Source organism: Microbacterium sp. AK031 (genome assembly GCF_024807145.1).
GTDB lineage: Bacteria > Actinomycetota > Actinomycetes > Actinomycetales > Microbacteriaceae > Microbacterium.
Map to the genome: position 1 here is coordinate 588,882 of NZ_JANUCA010000001.1, position 18,994 is coordinate 607,875.

General features: G+C 66.2%; 22 protein-coding genes. 10 read left to right on the top strand and 12 right to left on the bottom strand.

Going from position 1 to position 18,994, the window contains the following annotated elements; translation table 11 throughout:
- Nucleotides 1-26: 26 nt before the first annotated feature.
- Complete coding sequence (locus HDC95_RS02725; protein ID WP_259061639.1) at nucleotides 27-1,031, bottom strand: isopenicillin N synthase family oxygenase; 1,005 nt, start codon at nucleotides 1,029-1,031, stop codon at nucleotides 27-29.
- 86 nt (nucleotides 1,032-1,117) lie between these two features.
- The gene (locus tag HDC95_RS02730) at nucleotides 1,118-2,254 is read right to left on the bottom strand and encodes an acyltransferase family protein (RefSeq protein ID WP_259061640.1); all 1,137 of its coding nucleotides are present in this window, start codon (nucleotides 2,252-2,254) and stop codon (nucleotides 1,118-1,120) included.
- A 130-nt stretch (nucleotides 2,255-2,384) separates the two neighbouring features.
- Between HDC95_RS02730 and HDC95_RS02735 the strand changes: the two genes are divergently transcribed.
- Together HDC95_RS02735 and HDC95_RS02740 are read left to right on the top strand one after the other, a co-directional pair.
- Complete coding sequence (locus HDC95_RS02735; protein ID WP_259061641.1) at nucleotides 2,385-3,611, top strand: LLM class flavin-dependent oxidoreductase; 1,227 nt, start codon at nucleotides 2,385-2,387, stop codon at nucleotides 3,609-3,611.
- A 2-nt stretch (nucleotides 3,612-3,613) separates the two neighbouring features.
- Complete coding sequence (locus HDC95_RS02740; protein WP_259061642.1) at nucleotides 3,614-4,258, top strand: FMN reductase; 645 nt, start codon at nucleotides 3,614-3,616, stop codon at nucleotides 4,256-4,258.
- A gap of 7 nt (nucleotides 4,259-4,265) precedes the next feature.
- Here the strand turns inward: HDC95_RS02740 and HDC95_RS02745 are convergent, their stop codons facing one another.
- Both HDC95_RS02745 and HDC95_RS02750 read right to left on the bottom strand, forming a co-directional pair.
- Nucleotides 4,266-4,946: a response regulator gene (locus HDC95_RS02745; protein ID WP_259061643.1), complete on the bottom strand. Its 681-nt coding sequence runs from the start codon at nucleotides 4,944-4,946 to the stop codon at nucleotides 4,266-4,268.
- On the bottom strand, nucleotides 4,943-5,584 hold the full coding sequence (locus HDC95_RS02750; protein ID WP_259061644.1) for a sensor histidine kinase: 642 nt from the start codon (nucleotides 5,582-5,584) through the stop codon (nucleotides 4,943-4,945). The genes HDC95_RS02745 and HDC95_RS02750 overlap by 4 nt, the downstream gene beginning before the upstream one ends.
- 109 nt (nucleotides 5,585-5,693) lie before the next feature.
- On the opposite strand from HDC95_RS02750, the gene HDC95_RS02755 reads away from it, so the two are divergent.
- A complete protein-coding gene (locus tag HDC95_RS02755; protein ID WP_259061645.1) occupies nucleotides 5,694-5,858 on the top strand; it encodes a hypothetical protein in 165 nt (54 codons plus the stop codon).
- On the opposite strand, the gene HDC95_RS02760 is transcribed toward HDC95_RS02755, so the two are convergent.
- Nucleotides 5,855-6,241, bottom strand: a complete 387-nt coding sequence (locus tag HDC95_RS02760) for a hypothetical protein (RefSeq protein WP_259061646.1) — start codon at nucleotides 6,239-6,241, stop codon at nucleotides 5,855-5,857. The two genes, HDC95_RS02755 and HDC95_RS02760, sit on opposite strands and share 4 nt — an antisense overlap.
- 152 nt (nucleotides 6,242-6,393) lie before the next feature.
- Between HDC95_RS02760 and HDC95_RS02765 the strand changes: the two genes are divergently transcribed.
- A complete protein-coding gene (locus tag HDC95_RS02765) occupies nucleotides 6,394-7,833 on the top strand; it encodes a cation:dicarboxylate symporter family transporter (RefSeq protein ID WP_259061647.1) in 1,440 nt (479 codons plus the stop codon).
- A 78-nt stretch (nucleotides 7,834-7,911) separates the two neighbouring features.
- On the opposite strand, the gene HDC95_RS02770 is transcribed toward HDC95_RS02765, so the two are convergent.
- The 3 genes from HDC95_RS02770 to HDC95_RS02780 all read right to left on the bottom strand — a co-directional run bounded on the left by HDC95_RS02770 (nucleotide 7,912) and on the right by HDC95_RS02780 (nucleotide 9,239).
- A complete protein-coding gene (locus tag HDC95_RS02770) occupies nucleotides 7,912-8,352 on the bottom strand; it encodes an alpha/beta fold hydrolase (protein WP_259061648.1) in 441 nt (146 codons plus the stop codon).
- A gap of 77 nt (nucleotides 8,353-8,429) precedes the next feature.
- Nucleotides 8,430-8,609, bottom strand: a complete 180-nt coding sequence (locus tag HDC95_RS02775; protein ID WP_259061649.1) for a DUF5302 domain-containing protein — start codon at nucleotides 8,607-8,609, stop codon at nucleotides 8,430-8,432.
- Between the two features lie 9 nt (nucleotides 8,610-8,618).
- Entirely contained in the window at nucleotides 8,619-9,239 is a 621-nt protein-coding gene (locus HDC95_RS02780) for a DedA family protein (protein WP_259061650.1), read from the bottom strand.
- Between the two features lie 154 nt (nucleotides 9,240-9,393).
- Here HDC95_RS02780 and HDC95_RS02785 point away from each other — a divergent pair, with 154 nt between their 5' ends.
- The 4 genes from HDC95_RS02785 (at nucleotide 9,394) to HDC95_RS02800 (ending at nucleotide 15,688) form a co-directional block, all read left to right on the top strand.
- The gene (locus HDC95_RS02785) at nucleotides 9,394-11,319 is read left to right on the top strand and encodes a GDSL-type esterase/lipase family protein (RefSeq protein ID WP_259061651.1); all 1,926 of its coding nucleotides are present in this window, start codon (nucleotides 9,394-9,396) and stop codon (nucleotides 11,317-11,319) included.
- Nucleotides 11,320-11,471: 152 nt separating this feature from the next.
- Nucleotides 11,472-13,763 (top strand): polyribonucleotide nucleotidyltransferase, encoded by a 2,292-nt coding sequence (locus tag HDC95_RS02790; RefSeq protein ID WP_259061652.1) that lies wholly within the window; start codon nucleotides 11,472-11,474, stop codon nucleotides 13,761-13,763.
- A 202-nt stretch (nucleotides 13,764-13,965) separates the two neighbouring features.
- Nucleotides 13,966-14,994: an aldo/keto reductase gene (locus HDC95_RS02795; protein ID WP_259061653.1), complete on the top strand. Its 1,029-nt coding sequence runs from the start codon at nucleotides 13,966-13,968 to the stop codon at nucleotides 14,992-14,994.
- 91 nt (nucleotides 14,995-15,085) lie between these two features.
- Nucleotides 15,086-15,688: a histidine phosphatase family protein gene (locus HDC95_RS02800; RefSeq protein ID WP_259061654.1), complete on the top strand. Its 603-nt coding sequence runs from the start codon at nucleotides 15,086-15,088 to the stop codon at nucleotides 15,686-15,688.
- 13 nt (nucleotides 15,689-15,701) lie between these two features.
- On the opposite strand, the gene HDC95_RS02805 is transcribed toward HDC95_RS02800, so the two are convergent.
- Nucleotides 15,702-16,166 carry a GNAT family N-acetyltransferase gene (locus HDC95_RS02805; protein WP_259061655.1) on the bottom strand — a complete coding sequence of 155 codons (465 nt, stop codon included), beginning with the start codon at nucleotides 16,164-16,166 and terminating at the stop codon, nucleotides 15,702-15,704.
- Between the two features lie 71 nt (nucleotides 16,167-16,237).
- On the opposite strand from HDC95_RS02805, the gene dapB reads away from it, so the two are divergent.
- Nucleotides 16,238-16,984, top strand: a complete 747-nt coding sequence (gene dapB / locus HDC95_RS02810) for a 4-hydroxy-tetrahydrodipicolinate reductase (protein WP_259061656.1) — start codon at nucleotides 16,238-16,240, stop codon at nucleotides 16,982-16,984.
- Nucleotides 16,984-17,424: a hypothetical protein gene (locus tag HDC95_RS02815; protein ID WP_259061657.1), complete on the top strand. Its 441-nt coding sequence runs from the start codon at nucleotides 16,984-16,986 to the stop codon at nucleotides 17,422-17,424. The genes dapB and HDC95_RS02815 overlap by 1 nt, the downstream gene beginning before the upstream one ends.
- A gap of 5 nt (nucleotides 17,425-17,429) precedes the next feature.
- Here the strand turns inward: HDC95_RS02815 and HDC95_RS02820 are convergent, their stop codons facing one another.
- The 3 genes from HDC95_RS02820 to HDC95_RS02830 all read right to left on the bottom strand — a co-directional run bounded on the left by HDC95_RS02820 (nucleotide 17,430) and on the right by HDC95_RS02830 (nucleotide 18,939).
- Nucleotides 17,430-17,855: an OsmC family protein gene (locus tag HDC95_RS02820; RefSeq protein ID WP_259061658.1), complete on the bottom strand. Its 426-nt coding sequence runs from the start codon at nucleotides 17,853-17,855 to the stop codon at nucleotides 17,430-17,432.
- A 71-nt stretch (nucleotides 17,856-17,926) separates the two neighbouring features.
- Nucleotides 17,927-18,502, bottom strand: coding sequence for a DUF4395 domain-containing protein (locus HDC95_RS02825; RefSeq protein WP_259061659.1), 576 nt, complete (start codon nucleotides 18,500-18,502; stop codon nucleotides 17,927-17,929).
- The gene (locus HDC95_RS02830) at nucleotides 18,499-18,939 is read right to left on the bottom strand and encodes a thioredoxin family protein (protein WP_259061660.1); all 441 of its coding nucleotides are present in this window, start codon (nucleotides 18,937-18,939) and stop codon (nucleotides 18,499-18,501) included. The genes HDC95_RS02825 and HDC95_RS02830 overlap by 4 nt, the downstream gene beginning before the upstream one ends.
- Between the last annotated feature and the right edge of the window lie 55 nt (nucleotides 18,940-18,994).

The window sequence follows — 18,994 nt, forward strand, 5'->3', positions numbered from 1 at the left end:
TGACCGGAGTCTACGTCGCCTGCAGGTCAGGCAGATGCCGCCACGAGGTCGGAGTGGTGGATCGCGGCGACATCCGGGTGCGCGCGCAGTCGTGACTTCAGGGCGTTCTCGCCGTACAGGCTGTGGATCGGATTGCTCGGATCTTCGGTGACGCCCCGCGCCTCGGCTACCAGATCCGAAGGCAGTTCGATGAGCGGAAGCTTCGCGTCGAGCGCGGGGCTGAAGAAGAACGGCACTGAGATGCGATCCGCAGGAGCCTTGGGGGAGATCACCCGGTGGTTGGTGGCCTTGAGATACCCGCCGGTTGCATACTCGAGCATCTCGCCGATGTTCACGATGAAAGCGTCGTCGACGGGCGGAGCGTCGACCCATGCCCCGTCTCGTTCGACCTGCAGGCCGCCCTTGCCGGGCTCTACCCAGAGCAGCGTGAGCACGCCTGAGTCCTTGTGCGCACCGACGCCCTGCTGCGGCTCCGGTGCATCGGTGCCGGGGTAGCGCACGATCTTCAGCAGGCTCGCGGGGTCGCCGAAGTCCGCATCGAAATGCGTGGGCTCGGCGCCGAGCGCTTCTGCCCAGCTGCGCAGGAGCCGGCGGGCGATGCCCGTGAGGTGCTCACGCCATGACTCGACGACCTCACGCAGTTCGGGCTGCGCCGCGGGCCACAGGTTCGGACCGATGAGGCGGTTGAAGGCCGGGCCGCTTGGTACCGGCTCCCGCTCGGGCCCGATGTCGATCTGCTCACGCCAGTCGACCTTGCCCTGGGTGAGTTCGCCGCCGATGCGGGTGTAACCGCGGAACTGCGGGCTGTGCACGTTCTCGATCGCAAGCTTCTGCGCCTCAGGAAGCGCGAAGAAGTCACGGGCGGCCTGCTGCAGTCGACGGAAGAGCGCGGGGTCGATGCCGGTGCCGATCAGATAGAAGAATCCGACGTCGTGGGCGGCTGCGGCCAGTGCGCCACGGAACTTCGCCGCGGCCTCTCGACCGTCGTCGAGCTGGGAGAGGTCGAGGACCGGGAGGTTCAGTTCAGGCATGACCTGAGCGTACGTCGAGCTCTCGCCGCCGGCGTCGTGTGTTGCGAAGAGTTACCGCGCTTTCCTCCACGAGGCTGTGCGTCCGCTCAGCGCTCCGGTGACCTGCGTGAACCGGTCGGGTCATCGCGCCTCGAGGTGTCCGACATGAGCGACGGATCGGAGAACAGCCAGCGCGCACGCGGTTCGATCAGTGGTCGGAACACCCACCGGACGGGCCGTGTGGCGAGCACGACAGCGATCACCACGGACAGGAGGATCACGGTGGGCAGCCAGATCCAGGTCGGCTCGGCATCGCGGAGGATGCCGGACTCGCGGAACGGATACAGTACGAACGAGTGCAGCAGGTAAACGTACATCGTGTATTGCCCGAACTTCGTCCACCATTGCTCGCGTCGCGGGATCAGTACGAAGAAGGCAGCGGTCAGCACCAGTCCGATCGCGATGAGGAGCAGGCGGATGCCGCCGGACCACCATGCGTCGCCGCCGAGATCCATATATGTGTCGTTGTAGAAGAACCATTTGTCGAGGTTGATGCTCTCCCACAGATCCACCCAGGTCCATGCGACGAATGCGTCTGCGGCGAAGATGAGCACCGCGATCGCGCGCAGCCACCACGGACGGAAATCGATCAGGCGGAAGCGGTTGACCAGGTCGTGCTCTCGCAACCACCAGCCCAGCACGAAGAACGGCAGGAAGCCCAACGTCCGTGAGAGCGAGAAGGTGCTGTCGACGTTGCTGAGATACCCGGCTCCCACTGAGATCAGCACGCTCCACACCAGCGGCCAGCGCAGGAGCGCGAGATACGGCAGCACCAGGCGGAAGATTCCGAGAGCGAGCAGGAACCACAGCGTCCATGACGGCTTGGTGAGATTCGGCTCGGCCTGACCCTCCACCAGCCACTTCGTGAGGGTCCACAGCAGCTCGAAGATCACGTACGGCACCAGGATGTCGGTGATGACACGTGCCATCTGCTTCCGGGTGGGCGGCACCGACTTCGAGAAGTAGCCGGCGATGATCGCGAACGCCGGCATGTGGAATGCGTAGAAGGCCAGATACAGCGCCATCGCGATGCTGGAATCGTAGGTGAGTCGCTGGATGGCGTGCCCGAGCACGACCAGCACGATGCACGCGTAGCGGGCGTTGTCCCAGAACGGCACGCGTCTGCGGGGCCGCGCGATACCTCCGGTGATCGGGCCGGTCGGCGTCTGTGCGGCAGTGCTCATCTTTCGAGGCTACCGGCCGTTCCTCGGCGGGCTGGGAATAAAGTTGCGTGGGTTGCGTTGTCCCATATACATGCATTTGAATAGAAGCGATATGCCGACAGCATCCGCCTCGAGAATCCCGGAGCACATCATGAGCGAGCAGGCCGACACCTCAGGCATCCAGTTCGGACTCTTCACCGTCAGCGACGTCACCCGCAACCCGGTGACGGGCGAGACGCCCAGCGAAGGTCAGAAGATCAAAGACGCGATCACCATCGCGAAGCACGCCGAGGAGGTGGGCCTTGACGTCTTCGCCGTCGGCGAGCATCACAACCCGCCGTTCTGGTCATCATCTCCGTCCACGACGCTGGCCGCGATCGCCGCGCAGACCGAGCGCATCATCCTCTCGACCTCGACGACGCTGATCACCACGAACGACCCGGTGAAGATCGCCGAGGACTTCGCGATGCTGCAGCACATCTCGGATGGGCGCATCGATCTCATGCTCGGCCGTGGCAACACCGGCCCCGTCTACCCCTGGTTCGGCAAGGACATCCGTCAGGGCCTGCCACTCGCGATCGAGAACTATGCGCTGCTGCGCAAGCTCTGGGACGAGGATGTCGTCGACTGGGAGGGCAAGTTCCGCACTCCGCTGCAGGGCTTCACCTCGACGCCCCGTCCGCTGGACGGCGTCGCGCCGTTCGTCTGGCACGGCTCCATCCGCACGCCGGAGATAGCCGAGCAGGCCGCATATTACGGCGACGGGTTCTTCGCGAACAACATCTTCTGGCCGAAAGAGCACTACCAGCGCCTGATCGAGCTGTACCGCCAGCGTTACGCGCACTACGGCCACGGCACTCCGGAGCAGGCCATCGTCGGCATCGGCGGCCAGGTGTTCATGCGCGCGCGCTCTCAGGATGCCGTGAACGAATTCCGTCCATACTTCGACAACGCGCCGGTGTACGGCCACGGCCCGAGCATGGAGGACTTCACAGAGATGACTCCACTGACTGTCGGCTCCCCGCAGCAGGTCATCGACCGCTACGCAGCGATGCGCGACACCTTCGGCGACTTCCAGCGTCAGCTGTTCCTCATCGATCACGCCGGGCTCCCGCTGAAGGTCGTGCTCGAGCAGCTCGACATCCTCGGCGGCGAGGTGGTGCCCGCCCTCCGCAAGGAGCTGGCGAAGAACCGCCCCGCGAGTGTTCCGGATGCTCCGACCCACGCCGCTCGAGTGAAGGCGGTCTACGGCGACGGACCTGCCCGCCAGGCGATCCCGGGCGCCAACCGTGGTGACAACCTCACGGCTGGGTCCCCTTACCAGGACGCTCCCGCGCCTGCCGGTGCCGCGTTCGGCCTCGGCCGGAAGGAGGCGTGATCATGAGCGAACGTCGCATCGCCGTCGTCTCAGCAGGACTCTCGAACCCTTCCTCCACGCGGATGCTGGCGGACCGGATGGCAGCCGAGACCGTGAAGCAGCTCGCAGAGCGCGACATCGAAGCCACGGTGGACATGATCGAGCTGCGCGACCTCGCGCACGACATCACGAACAATCTGCTCACCGGATTCGCGCCGGCTGCGCTCGAGACGGCGATCAACTCGGTGTACTCGGCCGATGCGCTGATCGCGGTGACGCCGATCTTCTCGACGAGTTACAACGGACTGTTCAAGTCGTTCATCGACGTGCTCGACCCGGATGGCCTCACCGGCAAGCCGGTGCTGCTCGGCGCGAACGCGGGTACCCCGCGTCACTCGCTCGCGATCGACTACGCGATCCGTCCGCTGTTCGCGTATCTCCACGCCGAGACCGTATCCACCGGAGTTTTCGCGGCCTCCAGTGACTGGGGCGGGGCCGGCGACGACGTCGCTCCGTTGGCGAAGCGTGTCGAGAAGGGCGCACGCGAACTCGCCGATGCCATCGCTCGCAAGGAAGCCGCCACGTCGAGCGACCCGTTCGATCCGGCGAACTACCTGGGTGAGGGGCGCTCCTTCGGCCATCTTCTCGGGGGACTCGCGGGGGAGTAGGGCTCTCTCAGCGCCACCGGTACTCGGTCTCGGGGCGACCTCTGCCCCGGTATCGGGCGGCGCGCTCCAGCCTTCCCACGTCGGCGAGATGCTCGAGATAGCGGCGTGCAGCCACCCGTGACATTCCCAGCAGCTCTGCGGCCTCGCTTGCTGACAACACGCCGGCATCGTGTGCGGCTGACGTCACTCGGGCGAGGGAGGCAGCGGACAACCCCTTCGGCACTTTGATGCTGCCGGTGGGCCGCGATGCACCCAGGAGCGCATCGATCTCGGCCTGGCTCGCCTGACCGGCCGCGGCGACGGCCTGCGCGCGGTACGCGCGGTGCTGGTCCAGCCGCTCCCTGAACGTGGCGAACGTGAAGGGCTTCACCAGGTACTGCACGACCCCGAGAGCGGCCATCTGACGCACGGTATCGGCGTCGCGTACAGCGGTGATGGCGATGACATCGACCGCTATCGATCGTGCCCGCAGATGACGGAGGACGTCGAGTCCTGAGCCGTCGGGCATCGTCATGTCGAGCAGGAGCAGATCGATCCCATCCCGCGGTGGACTCTCGATCAGCGCGTTGAGCGCGGCACGGGCGCTGCTGCACTCACCGACGACCTCGTAGCCGTCGATCCGCGCGATGTAGTCCCGGTGCAGTTCGAGCGTCAACGCGTCGTCGTCGACGAGGAGGGTGTGGATCATGGCATCTGCGCCTTCATCTCTGCATGCGGGGCACGTGCACCGGGCAGCGTGACCCGGAATGTCGTCGGCTCGTCCAGGATCTCCACGGTCCCTCCTGCCTCGTTCACGATCGATCGCACGAGAGCGAGCCCTACGCCTCTGCCCTCGGCGCCGGCCGGCTTGGTCGAGAACCCGTGCTGGAAGATCTGCTCGCGCATTGCGGCAGGAACGCCTGCGCCGCTGTCCGAGACCTCGAGCACCACCCCGCCGTTCGGTGCGGCGCTGACCATGACGCGCAGCCAGCGCACAGGGGCGGCAGCCGCGGCATCCAGAGCGTTGTCGATCAGGTTGCCGAGCACGGCGATGCTGTCCATCGGCGCGAGCGAGGAGCGAGGTGCGTCGGGGTCGATATCGGCCGACCAGTCCACACCGCGCTCTTTCGCCTGAGATGCCTTGACCAGCAGCAGCGCGCCCACTGTCGGGTCGCCGTCGCGCCGTGCCGTGACCTGATCCACGAGCGACTGGCTCTGCTTCGATGTCTCCACGAGGATGTCGATGGCCTGACGGGTGCGGCCCAGCTCCAGTAGCGCGATCGCGGTGTGCATCCGATTGCCGTGCTCGTGCGTCTGCGCGCGCAGAGCCTCGCCGAGAGTGCGCACCGACTCGTACGACGCGACGGCATCCCTTACCCGTCCAGCCGGCAGATCACCCGCGATGCGGCGCGTGTAGCGGCGCGCGAGGAAAGCTCCGAGAGAACCTGCGGCGACAATGAGCGCGGAGATCGCGACCGCCGAGGGCAGCCGCCCCAGGAACGACTCCGCGACGGATTCGACCGTGACTCCGGCCGCGACCCACCCGACGCTCTCGCCGGCCGAGTTCAGGACCGGCGTGATCGTTCGGATCGAGGCGCCGAGTGTGCCGGTGAACTCCTAGGTGAGCGTCGTCGGCGTGCCGGGGATCGTACCGATGTAGTGCGCGCCGACCTGGTCGGGGTCGGGGTGAGTCACGCGCAGCCCGGACGAGGTCATCACGGTGATGAAATCCAGAGCGGAATGCGCCACGACCGCCGTCGCGTAGGGCTGCAGCGCCGCCGAGGCGGCGTCGGCGTCTTCACCGTCGAGCGCATCGATCACGCTCGGCGAATCGGCGAGAGACTGCGCCAACGCGCTGGTGAGCTGTTCTGCCTCGGCCCGTGATGCGCGCTGAGTCTGCAGCGCGAGGATGACGGCCGCGACGGCTCCGATCAGGATCGCCGCGATGAGGGGGACGACGAAGACGTGCGATGCCGCGCTGCGGCTGCGCTCTGAACGCGTCATCGCGAGCTCCTTCTTCCTCCTCGATCGGATCGGCACGACCAATACGACCACAAATGGTGGACACCCGAGAACCCCGAGAGGGTGAGACCCGTTCACCCGGCGAATCGCCGGACGTCATGCGACGACGCAGTTCATGATCACGGAGGTACACCATGGCCGTCACAACGAGTTTCTCACTCCCGGGCTACAACTGGCGAAAGAGCAAACGCTCCTGGGACAAGCACACCTGGCTGTACGTGTCGGTCCTCACAGCCGCCGTGCTCGGGGCTGCGATCGGATTAATCTGGCCGGAGTTCGCACAGAGCCTCGAGCCGCTAGGCAAGGGGTTCGTATCGCTGATCAAGATGATGATCGCCCCGATCATCTTCTGCACGATCGTGGTGGGGGTCGGATCGATCGCGAAGGCCGCGACAGTGGGGAAGATCGGGGGCCTCGCACTCATCTACTTCATGCTGATGTCGACCTTCGCGCTGGCGATCGGCCTCGTCGTCGGGAACATCATCCATCCCGGTACCGGGCTCGACATGGCCGGTGCGTCCTACGACGCGAGCACCACGGAGGCCAAGTCCACGCAGGATTTCATCCTCGGCATCATCCCCACCACGTTCTTCTCGGCCTTCACGGGCGAGAGCGTGCTGCAGGTGCTCTTCATCGCACTGCTGGTCGGATTCACCGTGCAAGGACTCGGCGAGAAGGGCGCGCCGATCATGGCTGCGGTGAAGCATCTTCAGGTGCTGGTGTTCCGCATTCTCGGGATGATCCTGTGGCTCGCACCCATCGGTGCGTTCGGCGCGATCGCCGCTGTCGTGGGCAAGACCGGCATCGCAGCGATCTGGGGACTGGGACTGCTGATGATCGCGTTCTACATCACCTGCATCGTCTTCATCATCGGTGTGCTTGGGACGCTGCTCTACCTCGTGACGCGACTGAACATCTTCCAGCTCATCAAGTACTTGGCGCGAGAGTACCTGCTCATCGTGGGAACGTCGTCGTCGGAGTCGGCGCTCCCGCGGCTCATCGCGAAGATGGAGCACATCGGGGTGTCCAAGCCGGTCGTGGGCATCACGGTTCCGACGGGGTATTCGTTCAACCTCGACGGAACGGCCATCTATCTGACGATGGCCTCGCTGTTCATCGCAGCAGGAATGGGGCAGCCGATGTCGATCGGCGAGCAGATCGGACTGCTGCTGTTCATGATCATCGCGAGCAAGGGGGCAGCAGGCGTGACCGGCGCAGGGCTCGCCACGCTCGCCGGCGGTCTGCAGGCGTACCGACCCGACCTCGTCGACGGGGTCGGCGTGATCGTGGGCATCGACCGCTTCATGTCCGAGGGGCGCGCCATTACGAACTTCACCGGCAACGCCGTGGCCACTCTGCTCATCGGTACCTGGACCAAGCAGATCGATCCTGCGCGCGCACGGCGCGTGCTCGGCGGTGGGGATCCGTTCGACGAGGCGATGCTCGACGGCTCGTCACATGACGGGATGTCCAACGCGACGGATGCCGTCGACACCCAGGGCCTCGAAGAGGCGGCGGTCGCGGAGCTGGCGGCGAAGGAGGCCCGAGCCCGCGCACGTACGACATCACGTTAGGACGCGAGGTGTCGCGTGGCCGGTGAGGTCGCGCGGCACCTTCCTCATCTGGGTGGAAGAGGAGCTGGCGGCACGGCGTCAGCCCAGAAGCTCGACCACCTGTTCGGCGATGAGCTCCGGCTCGGTCGTGGAGACCGTTCGACCATCTGCCAGGCGGCGAGCTGCCGCCGTGCGCACGATCGGGCCGCCCCAGCTGTGCCCGATGAGAACGAGTCGGCGATGTGGGACGGCATCGACCACGATGCCGAGGTCATCAGCGAGGCGCTCGAGAGTCCTCGGGTCGGTATCGGCGTCGCTTCCGCCGTAGCCGGCGCGTTCATAGGCGACCACACGTGAACCGGCAGATATCAGTTCATGCACAGGACCCCAGTACAGACCGCTCATGCCGAGTCCGGCCTCCAGAACCACGAGGTCATCGCCACTGCCGCGGACCATTGTGCGCAGCCGACGCCCGCCTGGAGTCGTCAGCATCCGATCCTCACCCAGGAGGCCGGATCCTGGAACGGGGCTGATCGGCATGGCACCACAGTATCGCGGCAGGAACGGGTGCCGAAAAGTGAAGAGGGCCATCCCGATCGGGGTGGCCCTCTTGATGGTCATCCGCTCTTGCGTCGGAACTCGCGTCGCGTCTGCGGGGCGTTCGCCGCGTGGACGGCGGAGTCGCCGTCCAGATGCGATTCACCGTCGCGGTGATGTGCGTTCTTCTTCTCGAGCGCTTCCTTGAACTTGCGCTTCATCTCCTCGGAGGGGGAAGGTGCGCCTTCTTCGGTGCTCATGACGTCAGCCTAGTCGGACGGAACACGAGCCGCGACAGGATTGCGTCGGTGTGCGCGTCTGCGGATCACGAGATCGATCAGGGCGCCGAGCCCGACCGCGACGACGATGGACACCAGTACCGAGACGATGGGAGCGCCGGGAAGGAGCGCGGCGAAGAGGGCACCGATCGCCGCCTGATAGGTCGCCCAGCCGGTGGCGGCGAGCGCGACCAACCCGAGGTATCGCGCGAACGAGATGCCCGTTGTCCCTGCGACGAGATTGATGGCGAGCCGTGCGAACGGGACGAAGCGCGCGGTGAACAGCACCACGGCCGTTCCCGCGTCGAGCCGCCGCCGTGCCCATCCCTGAGCGCGCTGGAGTCGTTCCGCACGCATCCAGCGCCACCGTTCGAGCCCGACCCAGCGCCCTATCCCGTAGCAGAGCAGATCCCCACAGGCAGCGGCCACTGCCGCGCAGAGGATCACGGCCCACAGCGGCGGGGTTCCTGTCGACGTCGACAGCGCACCCAGCGCCGTCACCGCGATCTCTCCGGGCACGATCACCAAGAAGGCATCGCCGAAGACGAGCAGCGCCATCACGACGAGGGCCCACGGGCCGGTCACAGCATCTGCCAGCGCTTCCGGAATCACGCTCTCACTGTGCTCATCGAAGGTGAACGGAAACGGAATCGGGGACAGCCGGTGAAGGACAGTCGTGCAACAGGTGAACACTCGGCTGCACCGCCCGCCGGTGTCGGATGTGTCCGTGTCCTGGCGGCATCCTGAGATCGTGAGAGTCGCAATCGTGACCGAATCATTCCTGCCGCACATGAACGGCGTGACAGGGTCAGTGCTGCAGATCCTGCGCCATCTCGAGCGCGCCGGCCATGAGGCCCATGTGATCGCTCCGGATGCCGTCGGCATCCCCGTGCGAGCGCACGGCGCGCCGATCGAGCCGGTGGCGAGCCTCGCGTTGCCCGGCTATCGCAACGTCAGGGTCGGCGCCGCCACCACTCATCGTGTCGCGTCGTCGCTGGCGCGATTCCGCCCCGATGTGGTGCACCTCGCGTCGCCGTTCGCGTTGGGATGGCGCGGTGTGTTGGCGGCGTCGAGCCGTGGCGTGCCGGCAGTGGCCGCCTATCAGACCGACATCGCCGCGTACACCGAGCGCTACAGACTCGCCGCGACGACATCGTTCGCGCGGAACCACATCGTTCGATTGCATCGTCGGGCGACGCTCACGCTTGCGCCTTCGACCGAGTCGGAGCATCAGCTGATCGAGCTCGGCGTCGACCGCATCCGCCGCTGGGGGCGTGGGGTGGATGCCGAGCGCTTCCACCCTTCGCACCGTGACGAGCGCTGGCAGCGACGCACAACGGACGAGGTGATCGTCGGGTACGTCGGTCGGCTCGCGGCTGAGAAGCAGGTCGAGGATCTTCGCATGCTCGATCGGATGCCGGGTGTGCGCCTCGTGATCGTCGGCGACGGGCCGTCGAAGGCGCGCCTTCAGGCCGAGCTGGCAGACGCGGTGTTCCTCGGACACCTCGACGGTGAAGCCCTCGCCACGGCCATGGCATCGTTCGACATCTTCGTGCACCCCGGAGAGAGCGAGACGTTCGGCCAGACGCTGCAGGAGGCGCACGCGAGCGGTGTTCCGATCGTCGCGACGGGACGAGGCGGTCCTCTCGACCTCGTGCGGATGGGCATCGACGGATGGCTGTACCGGCCCGGCGATCTCGACGACCTTCGAATGCGGGTGGCCGATCTCGCCGGCGACGGACGCAAGCGCCGTGCATTCGGCATCGCCGGCCGCGCCGCCGTCGAGGGGCGCAGCTGGCAGGCGGTGTGCGAGCAGCTGATGGGCCACTACGAGGAGGCGCGCGAGCTGCACAGTCTCGACCGGCAGCTGCGAAGCGCGCGCGTGCGCAGACCCGAGCTGGCGCTCCCGACAGCGGGACGACGGTGGCAGCGGTACGTGGCTCTGGGTGATTCGTTGACCGAGGGGCTGTGCGACCCGGCACCGGACGGTGCACTGCGCGGCTGGGCCGATCGACTTGCCCTTCTCCTCGCCGCCCGCGGTGGTCTCCACTACGCCAACCTTGCGGTGCGGTCCAGGCGCGTGCGAGATGTGTGCGGGGAACAGCTCACCAGGGCGCGGGAGCTGCGGCCGGATCTCGTGTCGATCCTGATCGGTGCGAACGACCTCGTGAAATCCCACGCGGATGTCGCCGCGCTCGCCGGGCAGGTCGAACAGGTGGTGCGGACTCTGCGTGACGACGGCGTGGACGTGCTGCTGGTCACACCGTTCCTGCCGGATCGGCGGGCCGCGCGACTGTTCACTGGCCGCTTCGCCGACTTCTCCAGCCGGCTGGCGGCTATCGCCCAGCGCACAGGGGCGATTCTGCTCGACACTGACCTGCATCCCGTGCTATCGTCCAGGCCGAACTGGGGTGAGGACCTGGTGCACCTCAGCAGTCGCGGACACCGCTTCCTGGCCTACCGAGCGGGCGAGATGCTCGGCGTGCCGCACGCCGACACCCTCGGAGCGCTGGATCAGGTGCTGCACGATGTGGATGCCACCACACGTGCTGCGTGGTGGCAGCACCACGCGCTGCCATGGGTGTGGCGGCGCCTGCGCGGTCGCGTCGCCGGCGACGGCCGTGCGGCCAAGCACGACGACTACGTGTACATCGGTCGTTCATCGGCCATGCACGGCGTCGAAGTCGGCTGAGGGGAGCCGCCCAGGTCATCAGCGAATTTCGCATGCGCTGGTAGGCTTGGGCAGGACTGCTGTATGCAGTTCGCGCGTCGTGTTGTGCGCGCTTACGTATGATCTCGCCCGTCACACGGACGGACGAGTCTAAACAAAGAAGGAGAGACCTCTTGGAAGGTCCTGAAATCACTGCCGCCGAGGCCGTTCTTGACAACGGCCGCTTCGGCACCCGCACCATCCGCTTCGAAACCGGCCGCCTCGCTCAGCAGGCGCAGGGTTCGGTTGCGGCTTACCTCGACGGCGAGACGATGATTCTCTCCGCCACCAGCGCGGGCAAGCACCCGCGCGAAGGATTCGACTTCTTCCCGCTGACCGTCGACGTCGAAGAGCGTTCGTACGCAGCTGGCAAGATCCCCGGTTCGTTCTTCCGCCGCGAGGGCCGCCCCTCGACCGAGGCGATCCTGGTCTGCCGCCTGATCGACCGACCGCTGCGCCCGTCGTTCGTCGATGGCCTCCGCAACGAGGTACAGGTCGTCATCACCGTGCTGTCGATCGCTCCCGGCGAGTACTACGACGCGCTCGCCATCAACGCGGCGTCCGCCTCGACGCAGATCTCGGGTCTGCCGTTCTCCGGCCCCATCGCCGGTGTGCGCCTCGCGCTCATCCCCGGCCAGGGCGAGAACGCCGACCAGTGGGTCGCGTTCCCGAACGAGGCCCAGGTCGCAGAAGCCGTGTTCGACCTCATGGTCGCCGGTCGCGTCGTCAAGAAGTCCGACGGTTCCGAAGACGTCGCGATCATGATGGTCGAGGCAGAGGCGACCGAGAACAGCTGGAACCTCATCAAGGCCGGCGCTGTCAAGCCGAACGAAGAGGTCGTCGCCGGCGGTCTCGAGGCCGCAAAGCCGTTCCTCAAGCAACTCGTCGAGGCCCAGGCCGAGATGGCATCGCACTCCTCGAAGGCTCCGGGCGTCTACCCGGTCTTCCCGGCGTACGAGCAGAGCACCTACGACTTCATCGCCGCATCCGCGACGACCGATCTCGAGAAGGTCTACCTGATCGCCGACAAGAAGGAGCGCCAGAGCGCCGATGACGAGGTCAAGGACCGCGTCAAGGCTGAGGTCGCCGCCGCAGTCGAGGCCGGTACCCTGCCCGCATCTGCTGCCGGTGAGGTCTCCGGGGCGTACAAGTCTCTGACGAAGAAGATCGTCCGTGGCCGTGTCTTGGCCGAGGGCGTTCGCATGGATGGCCGTGGACTGGCCGACATCCGTCCGCTGGACGCCGAGGTGCAGGTCATCCCGCGCGTGCACGGTTCCGCGATCTTCCAGCGCGGAGAGACCCAGATCATGGGTGTCACCACGCTGAACATGCTCAAGATGGAGCAGCAGATCGACTCTCTGTCTCCGACGACGAGCAAGCGCTACATGCATCACTACAACTTCCCGCCCTACTCGACCGGTGAGACCGGCCGCGTCGGGTCGCCGAAGCGTCGCGAGATCGGGCACGGCTTCCTCGCCGAGCGCGCCCTCATGCCGGTTCTGCCGAGCCGCGAGGAGTTCCCGTATGCGATCCGCCAGGTGTCCGAGGCTCTCAGCTCCAACGGCTCGACGTCGATGGGTTCTGTCTGTGCCTCGACCCTGTCGCTGCTGAACGCTGGTGTGCCGCTGCGCGCAGCCGTCGCCGGCATCGCCATGGGTCTGGTCTCCGACGAGGTCGATGGACAGACGCGATACGCGGCTCTCACCGATATCCTCGGTGCAGAAGATGCCCTCGGCGACATGGACTTCAAGGTCGCAGGCACCAGCGAGTTCATCACGGCCATCCAGCTCGACACGAAGCTCGACGGACTCCCGTCCGACGTGCTCACCGGCGCTCTCACCCAGGCGCGAGATGCGCGTCTGACGATCCTCGGTGTGCTCAATGCGGCGATCGACGCTCCCGACGAGATGGCGCCCACCGCGCCTCGCGTCATCAGCGTGCAGATCCCGGTCGACAAGATCGGCGAGCTGATCGGCCCGAAGGGCAAGACGATCAACGCGATCCAGGACGAGACCGGCGCGCAGATCTCCATCGAGGAGGACGGCACCGTTTACATCGGTGCAGTCGACGGGCCGTCGGCCGAGGCCGCTCGTGCCCAGGTCAACGCGATCGCGAACCCGACCAACCCAGAGATCGGCGAGCAGTTCCTCGGCACGGTCGTGAAGATCGCGTCGTTCGGCGCGTTCATCTCGCTGCTGCCTGGCAAGGACGGCCTGCTGCACGTCACCGAGGTGCGCAAGCTCGCCGGTGGCAAGCGCGTGGAGAACGTCGACGACGTGCTCTCGGTCGGACAGAAGATCCTCGTGAAGATCACGAAGATCGACGACCGCGGCAAGCTGTCGCTCGAGCCCGTCCTCGATGACGCCGCTGCTGAGGCCGCGACTGCCACCGAGGTCGTACCTGAGGCAGAGCCCACCGAGGCATAAGCCGAACGACGAAGGCCCGGATTCTGCCCATTGCGGGCGGAATTCGGGCCTTCGTCGTATCCGATGTGATCGAAACGTTATGCAAAGTTTCCCGGGTGTTCCCTGCAATGGCCGGAGTCGTTGCCGTCGTCGCTTACTCTCGAATTACGCACCGGGGGGTGCACCAGATCACGTCACGGGACATGTGCGGGGGTGAATGAGGATGCGATTGTTCAGCGCAGGTGCTGCTGATCAGAAGACGAGCCCACACGAGCAAGCCCTCGCGCATCCGTCCGCACCGATTCCCGTGGTCGGTCCAGGGGTCGGCGAGAACATCCGTGTGCCGCTCGGCGAGACCGGGCTCGAGACCTTTCCGCTCATGCTGGGTGCCGCCGAGTTCGGCTGGAATGTCGATCTTGAGACCAGCCATGCGATCCTCGACCGCTATGTGGAGTTCGGCGGAAACGCGGTGCACACAGCCGACGGGTTCTCCGGCGGTCGCAGCGAGCACATCATCGGGCAGTGGCTGCATTCGCGCGGACATCGCGAGCGCGCGCTTCTGAGCGTGCGAGTCGGCTCGCATGCCGACAATCCAGGGTTGGGCTCGATCAACCTCGTGCGCGCTGTCGAGGGATCACTCGTCAGGCTCGGGGTGGAGCGGATAGATGTCCTTCACCTGGACGCGACGCTCGATCAGACGACGAACCTGGAAGACACTCTCGCCACCGTCGAGTGGCTGCGCGATGCAGGGAAGATCCGAGCGGTGGGCGCCTTCGGATTCGCTCCGGAGCGTCTTGTCGAGGCGAGGATCCTCGCGGCTGCCGGCTATCCCCGCATCGAGGTCCTGGATGCGCCGTACAACCTGGTTCGCCGTCAGGCGTTCGAGGGCGACCTTCGCCTCGTCGCAGGCGCTCAGGGTCTCGCCGTCACTCCCTCTCACGCGCTCGAGCATGGTTTCCTCTCCGGTCGGCACCGCCGAAAGGCGCTGATGTCTCAGGGCGTACGTGGGGAGCAGCTGCGTGGTCAGCTGAATCGCCGTGGCATCCGAATCCTCCGTGCACTCGACCAGGTTTCCACCGAGACAGCCGCGCCCGTCGCGGCCGTCTCGATCGCCTGGCTGCTCGCCCAGCGCACGATCGTCGCTCCGATCGTCAACACGTTCGCGACGCATCACGTCGAGGAACTCATGCAGGGCGCCGGCATCACCCTGTCGCGCACGCAGATCGCCGAACTCACCAGGGCCGGGAACTGACTCGCGACGGTTCGTAACCCCTATGTCACAGGAGTGACATAGGGTGGAATGACGCCTGGGCGAAAGCCGACGACGACGAAGCGAGTGGGCCTTGACGCATTATCTTTACCTGGTCAGACACGGCGAACAGCAGGACGCGGAACACGGACTCGATGACGGACCCCTCTCGCCGCGAGGTGTGCGTCAGGCCGAACTGATCGCCGACAGGCTCTCAGGGCTTCCGCTTGATGCCGTCTGGCATTCTCCTCTGATCCGCGCGACTGAGACAGCTCGCACGATCGCCGAACGGCTGCCGGCGGTGACTCCGGAGCCTTCTGCGCTGCTCTTCGACTGCGTCCCCACCGGCATGACCGATGAGACGCCTTCCGCTTACGAGCCGTTCTTCGGCTCCGTGACGGATGCTGAGATCGAAGCAGGCAGAGCTCAGATGGCGGATGCTGTGAACGAGTTCCTCGTTCGCAAGCAAGGCGACGTGCATGAAGTGCTCATCACACACAATTTCGTCATCTCGTGGTTCATCCGCGAGGTCCTCGGTGCGCCCGCCTGGCGGTGGATGACGATGAATCAAGCAAACGGCGGACTCAGCATCATCGCGCAGAAGCAAGGGCGTCCGTGGACGCTTCTCACTCACAACGATCTTGCGCATCTGCCGGTCGAGCTGCGCACCGGCCTTCCCGACCCGATGCCGGTGTGAGCCTCAGCGCGATTCAGAGCACCTTGCGATACCAGCGCGTCGCGTTCCTGTTTTCGTTGTACGCCTCGATCTGCTCGAAGCCGTTGCGTGTGTACAACCTGCCGGCAGCCTCGAGAGTGTGATGCGTGTCGAGCACGAGCTCGGCGGCGTCCCATTCGCGAGCACGTCGTTCGAGTTCTTCGAGGATCGCTCGTCCCCAGCCCCTGCCTCGCGTCACCGGTTTGAGGAACAGGTGCTTCACCTCGTAGCGGATACCGGCATCGCTGTCCTCGAGGCGGCGGATGCCGCCGCAGCCGACTGCAGCTCCCTCGGGACCTGCGAGCAGGAAGACTCCTACTGGACTTTCGAACGTCGCGGGGTCCGGGAAAGTGGTGGTGTACGTGCCGCCTGGGAACTCTTCGGCACGAAGAGCGAAGTATTCGGTGAGAATCGCGTGGGACTCAGGATCCCCGGGGGAAGAAGGGCGCAACTCGAGCATGCTCTCAACGCTACTCGCCGCGCCGAGGTCCGCTGGCCCGGGGGCAACCGGCCCCTGAATAGACTGGGGGCATGAGCAAGAAGGTGGCACTCGTCGGCGGAACGGGAAAGCTCGGGACGATCATCGGGCGGGTGATCGACGAGCTCGAGGGCTTCGAAGTCGCGCGGGTTCTGACGTCTTCGAGCGATCTGTCAGAACTCGACGGTGCAGATCTGGTGGTCGACGCGTCGACGCCGCAGGTGAGCGTCGATGTCGTTCGCGCAGCGATCGATCGCGGAATCAACATACTCGTCGGCACGTCGGGGTGGTCGGCAGAGCGCATCGCGCTCGTGCGTCCGCTTGTCGAAGCAGCCGAGACCGGAGCGGTGTTCATTCCGAACTTCTCGCTCGGATCTGTGCTGGGTTCGGCCTTGGCAGCCGCGGCCGCGCCGTTCTTCGCGTCGGTCGAGATCGTGGAGGCGCACCGCGACACCAAGACCGATTCGCCGAGCGGCACCGCGGTGCGCACTGCGGAGCTCATCGCTGCGGCGCGTGCGCAGCAGGGTCCTGTCAGCGCCCCGCACGCGGATCAGCGCGCGCGTGGGCAGCAGGTCGGGAGCGTGCCTATCCATTCGCTGCGCCGACCGGGCGTCATCGCGCGGCAGGAGGTCATCCTCTCCGGTCCCGGCGAGTCCCTCACGCTCACTCACGACACCGTCGATTCGGCTGACGCCTACGCACCCGGCATCCGCCTCGCTGTGCCGTTCGCGCTCGACGCGCGTGGCGTGTTCGTCGGACTCGAGAACATGATCGATATCGGGATCCGGGCCCGCTCGTGATGACGCGTATCGGCGTCGCTCTGATCGGGGCGGCGCTGATCCTCTATTTCGTGCTCATGGGGCAGAAGGCGATCCTGTTCATCGCCAGTGGCGACCCGGTGGGCATCGCCATGGGCATCGCGTTGATCGTGCTGCCGCTCATCGGAGTCTGGGCGCTCGTCCGCGAGATCCAGTTCGGCGTTCAGGCAGAGCGGCTGGGCACGAAGCTGGATGCCGAGGGCGGGATGCCGCAGGCGGAGACCGAGCTCACCCCGAGCGGTCGCATCGCGAAGAGTGATGCTGAACCGCTGATCCAGCGCTTCTCGTCGGAGGCCGATGCGGCCGCGGACGACTGGCGTGCTCGTTATCGACTCGGTGTGGTGCAGGATGCGGCGGGACGCCGCAAAGACGCTCGTTCGAGCATCCGCACGGCGATCCGACTCGCCAGAGCGAAGAACTGAACCGATCAGGCGAGCGTCGCCTCGAGGGTGATCTCGATGCCGGACAACGCCTGTGATACCGGGCATCCGTTCTTCGCACCCTCGGCGATCTCCTGGAACTTCTCCTGGGTGAGGCCGGGAACCGTCGCGTTGACGTTCAGGTGGCTGCCGGTGATTCCTGTGCCCGGCTTGAACGTCACCGAAGCGGTGGTGTTGACGCGGTCCGGCGGGGTGCCGTTCTCGGCGAGTGCGCCAGAGAGCGCCATGCTGAAGCACGAGGAATGCGCGGCCGCGATGAGCTCTTCCGGCGTGGTGGTCGTGTCGGAGCCCTCGGAGCGCGCCTTCCAGTTGATGGGAAAGGTTCCGAGGTTCGAGGAGGAGAACGCGACGTTGCCGGAGCCCTCCATAAGAGGACCGTTCCAGGTGGCGGTGGCTTCGCTGGTGACGGGCATGGTTCCTCCAAAGGTCGTGGCGGTGTGTGCGGCCAGCCTACCCACCGCGGCGCTTGTGGGGAACCGCCGACTCAGGAAGCGGGCGCACTCCTGCCGATGATGCCGGCACGTTGGAGGAGCAAGTAGATCTGGCAGCCGAGGCAGAAGTCGAAGGCGGCGTTGAGGAATGCCGCGATGAAGGCGGCTCCGGCCGCGACGGGAAGCGCCCACGGCACACCGATCAGGTGCAGCGCGAGACCGATGGTGACCACGAAGAGGCCGACGCCCTGCGCGAAGCGCGGCGGGCGGGGATCTTCCAATTCGCTTGGGGGAGCCAGGCGCGGGCGGACGAGGCGTCGGAAGAGCGCGCCCCACGGTGCCGTGCCTGGTGACAGCACACCCCACAGGAACAGCAGGGCGATGATGAGGAGAAGCAGGAAGCCGGGATCGAGGGCGCGCTGCGCCAGGGGAGCAGCGTCGAGGGCCCAGCCGCCGGAACCGGACACGAGCACGGCATCGGCGAGGGGCTGATATGCGAACCACGTGGCGCCTGCACGCGCAGTGGAGATGCCGACCAGGCTCAGCACAAGGGCGGCGAGCAGCAGCACCGTGGTGATCGTGGCGGCGAAACGCGGTCCTCGGGGGTCGATGCCGACGGGTTCGGTCATTTCTGCTCCTGAAGGTTGAGGATGAGGGCCGAGCTGAGCGCCTGATCGATGGCGGCTCTGTTCGGAACCCCACCCCAACGTGACAGCACCGCCCCAGACCCGTCGACGAGGAAGGTCGTCGGGGTCTGCAGCACGTGATACCTGGTGGCCAGGTCGTTGCGGTTCGTCAAGTCGATCTCCATGTGCGCCACATCGGCGTGCTCATCGGCGATCTGGCCGAGCAGGCGCCGCACCTGCGGACAGCGCGCGCACAGTTCGGTGCTGAACTGCACGAGCGTCGCCGCGGATGCCAGCGGCCGCCCTGCGAGATCCTCCGCACGAACCCGAAGATGCCCCCCCGACCGTCGACGGCCGTCCTGTGCACGTATGACGAATCCGCACGCGATGGCGAGCGCCACGACAGCACCGGTGATGAACAGCGCGATGGGGACGGACATGACCCGAGGATACGTCGCCCTGCGGCGGCGAAGGCGGATATGACGGAGGATGACG

What these genes read in the sequence shown, in the direction of transcription:
- HDC95_RS02725 (WP_259061639.1), bottom strand. Translation starts at nt 1,031, where the DNA reads ATGCCTGAACTGAACCTCCCGGTCCTCGACCTCTCCCAGCTCGACGAC.
- HDC95_RS02730 (WP_259061640.1), bottom strand. Translation starts at nt 2,254, where the DNA reads ATGAGCACTGCCGCACAGACGCCGACCGGCCCGATCACCGGAGGTATC.
- HDC95_RS02735 (WP_259061641.1), top strand. Translation starts at nt 2,385, where the DNA reads ATGAGCGAGCAGGCCGACACCTCAGGCATCCAGTTCGGACTCTTCACC.
- HDC95_RS02740 (WP_259061642.1), top strand. Translation starts at nt 3,614, where the DNA reads ATGAGCGAACGTCGCATCGCCGTCGTCTCAGCAGGACTCTCGAACCCT.
- HDC95_RS02745 (WP_259061643.1), bottom strand. Translation starts at nt 4,946, where the DNA reads ATGATCCACACCCTCCTCGTCGACGACGACGCGTTGACGCTCGAACTG.
- HDC95_RS02755 (WP_259061645.1), top strand. Translation starts at nt 5,694, where the DNA reads ATGAGCGCGGAGATCGCGACCGCCGAGGGCAGCCGCCCCAGGAACGAC.
- HDC95_RS02760 (WP_259061646.1), bottom strand. Translation starts at nt 6,241, where the DNA reads ATGACGCGTTCAGAGCGCAGCCGCAGCGCGGCATCGCACGTCTTCGTC.
- HDC95_RS02765 (WP_259061647.1), top strand. Translation starts at nt 6,394, where the DNA reads ATGGCCGTCACAACGAGTTTCTCACTCCCGGGCTACAACTGGCGAAAG.
- HDC95_RS02770 (WP_259061648.1), bottom strand. Translation starts at nt 8,352, where the DNA reads ATGCCGATCAGCCCCGTTCCAGGATCCGGCCTCCTGGGTGAGGATCGG.
- HDC95_RS02775 (WP_259061649.1), bottom strand. Translation starts at nt 8,609, where the DNA reads ATGAGCACCGAAGAAGGCGCACCTTCCCCCTCCGAGGAGATGAAGCGC.
- HDC95_RS02795 (WP_259061653.1), top strand. Translation starts at nt 13,966, where the DNA reads ATGCGATTGTTCAGCGCAGGTGCTGCTGATCAGAAGACGAGCCCACAC.
- HDC95_RS02805 (WP_259061655.1), bottom strand. Translation starts at nt 16,166, where the DNA reads ATGCTCGAGTTGCGCCCTTCTTCCCCCGGGGATCCTGAGTCCCACGCG.
- dapB (WP_259061656.1), top strand. Translation starts at nt 16,238, where the DNA reads ATGAGCAAGAAGGTGGCACTCGTCGGCGGAACGGGAAAGCTCGGGACG.
- HDC95_RS02815 (WP_259061657.1), top strand. Translation starts at nt 16,984, where the DNA reads ATGACGCGTATCGGCGTCGCTCTGATCGGGGCGGCGCTGATCCTCTAT.
- HDC95_RS02820 (WP_259061658.1), bottom strand. Translation starts at nt 17,855, where the DNA reads ATGCCCGTCACCAGCGAAGCCACCGCCACCTGGAACGGTCCTCTTATG.
- HDC95_RS02825 (WP_259061659.1), bottom strand. Translation starts at nt 18,502, where the DNA reads ATGACCGAACCCGTCGGCATCGACCCCCGAGGACCGCGTTTCGCCGCC.
- HDC95_RS02830 (WP_259061660.1), bottom strand. Translation starts at nt 18,939, where the DNA reads ATGTCCGTCCCCATCGCGCTGTTCATCACCGGTGCTGTCGTGGCGCTC.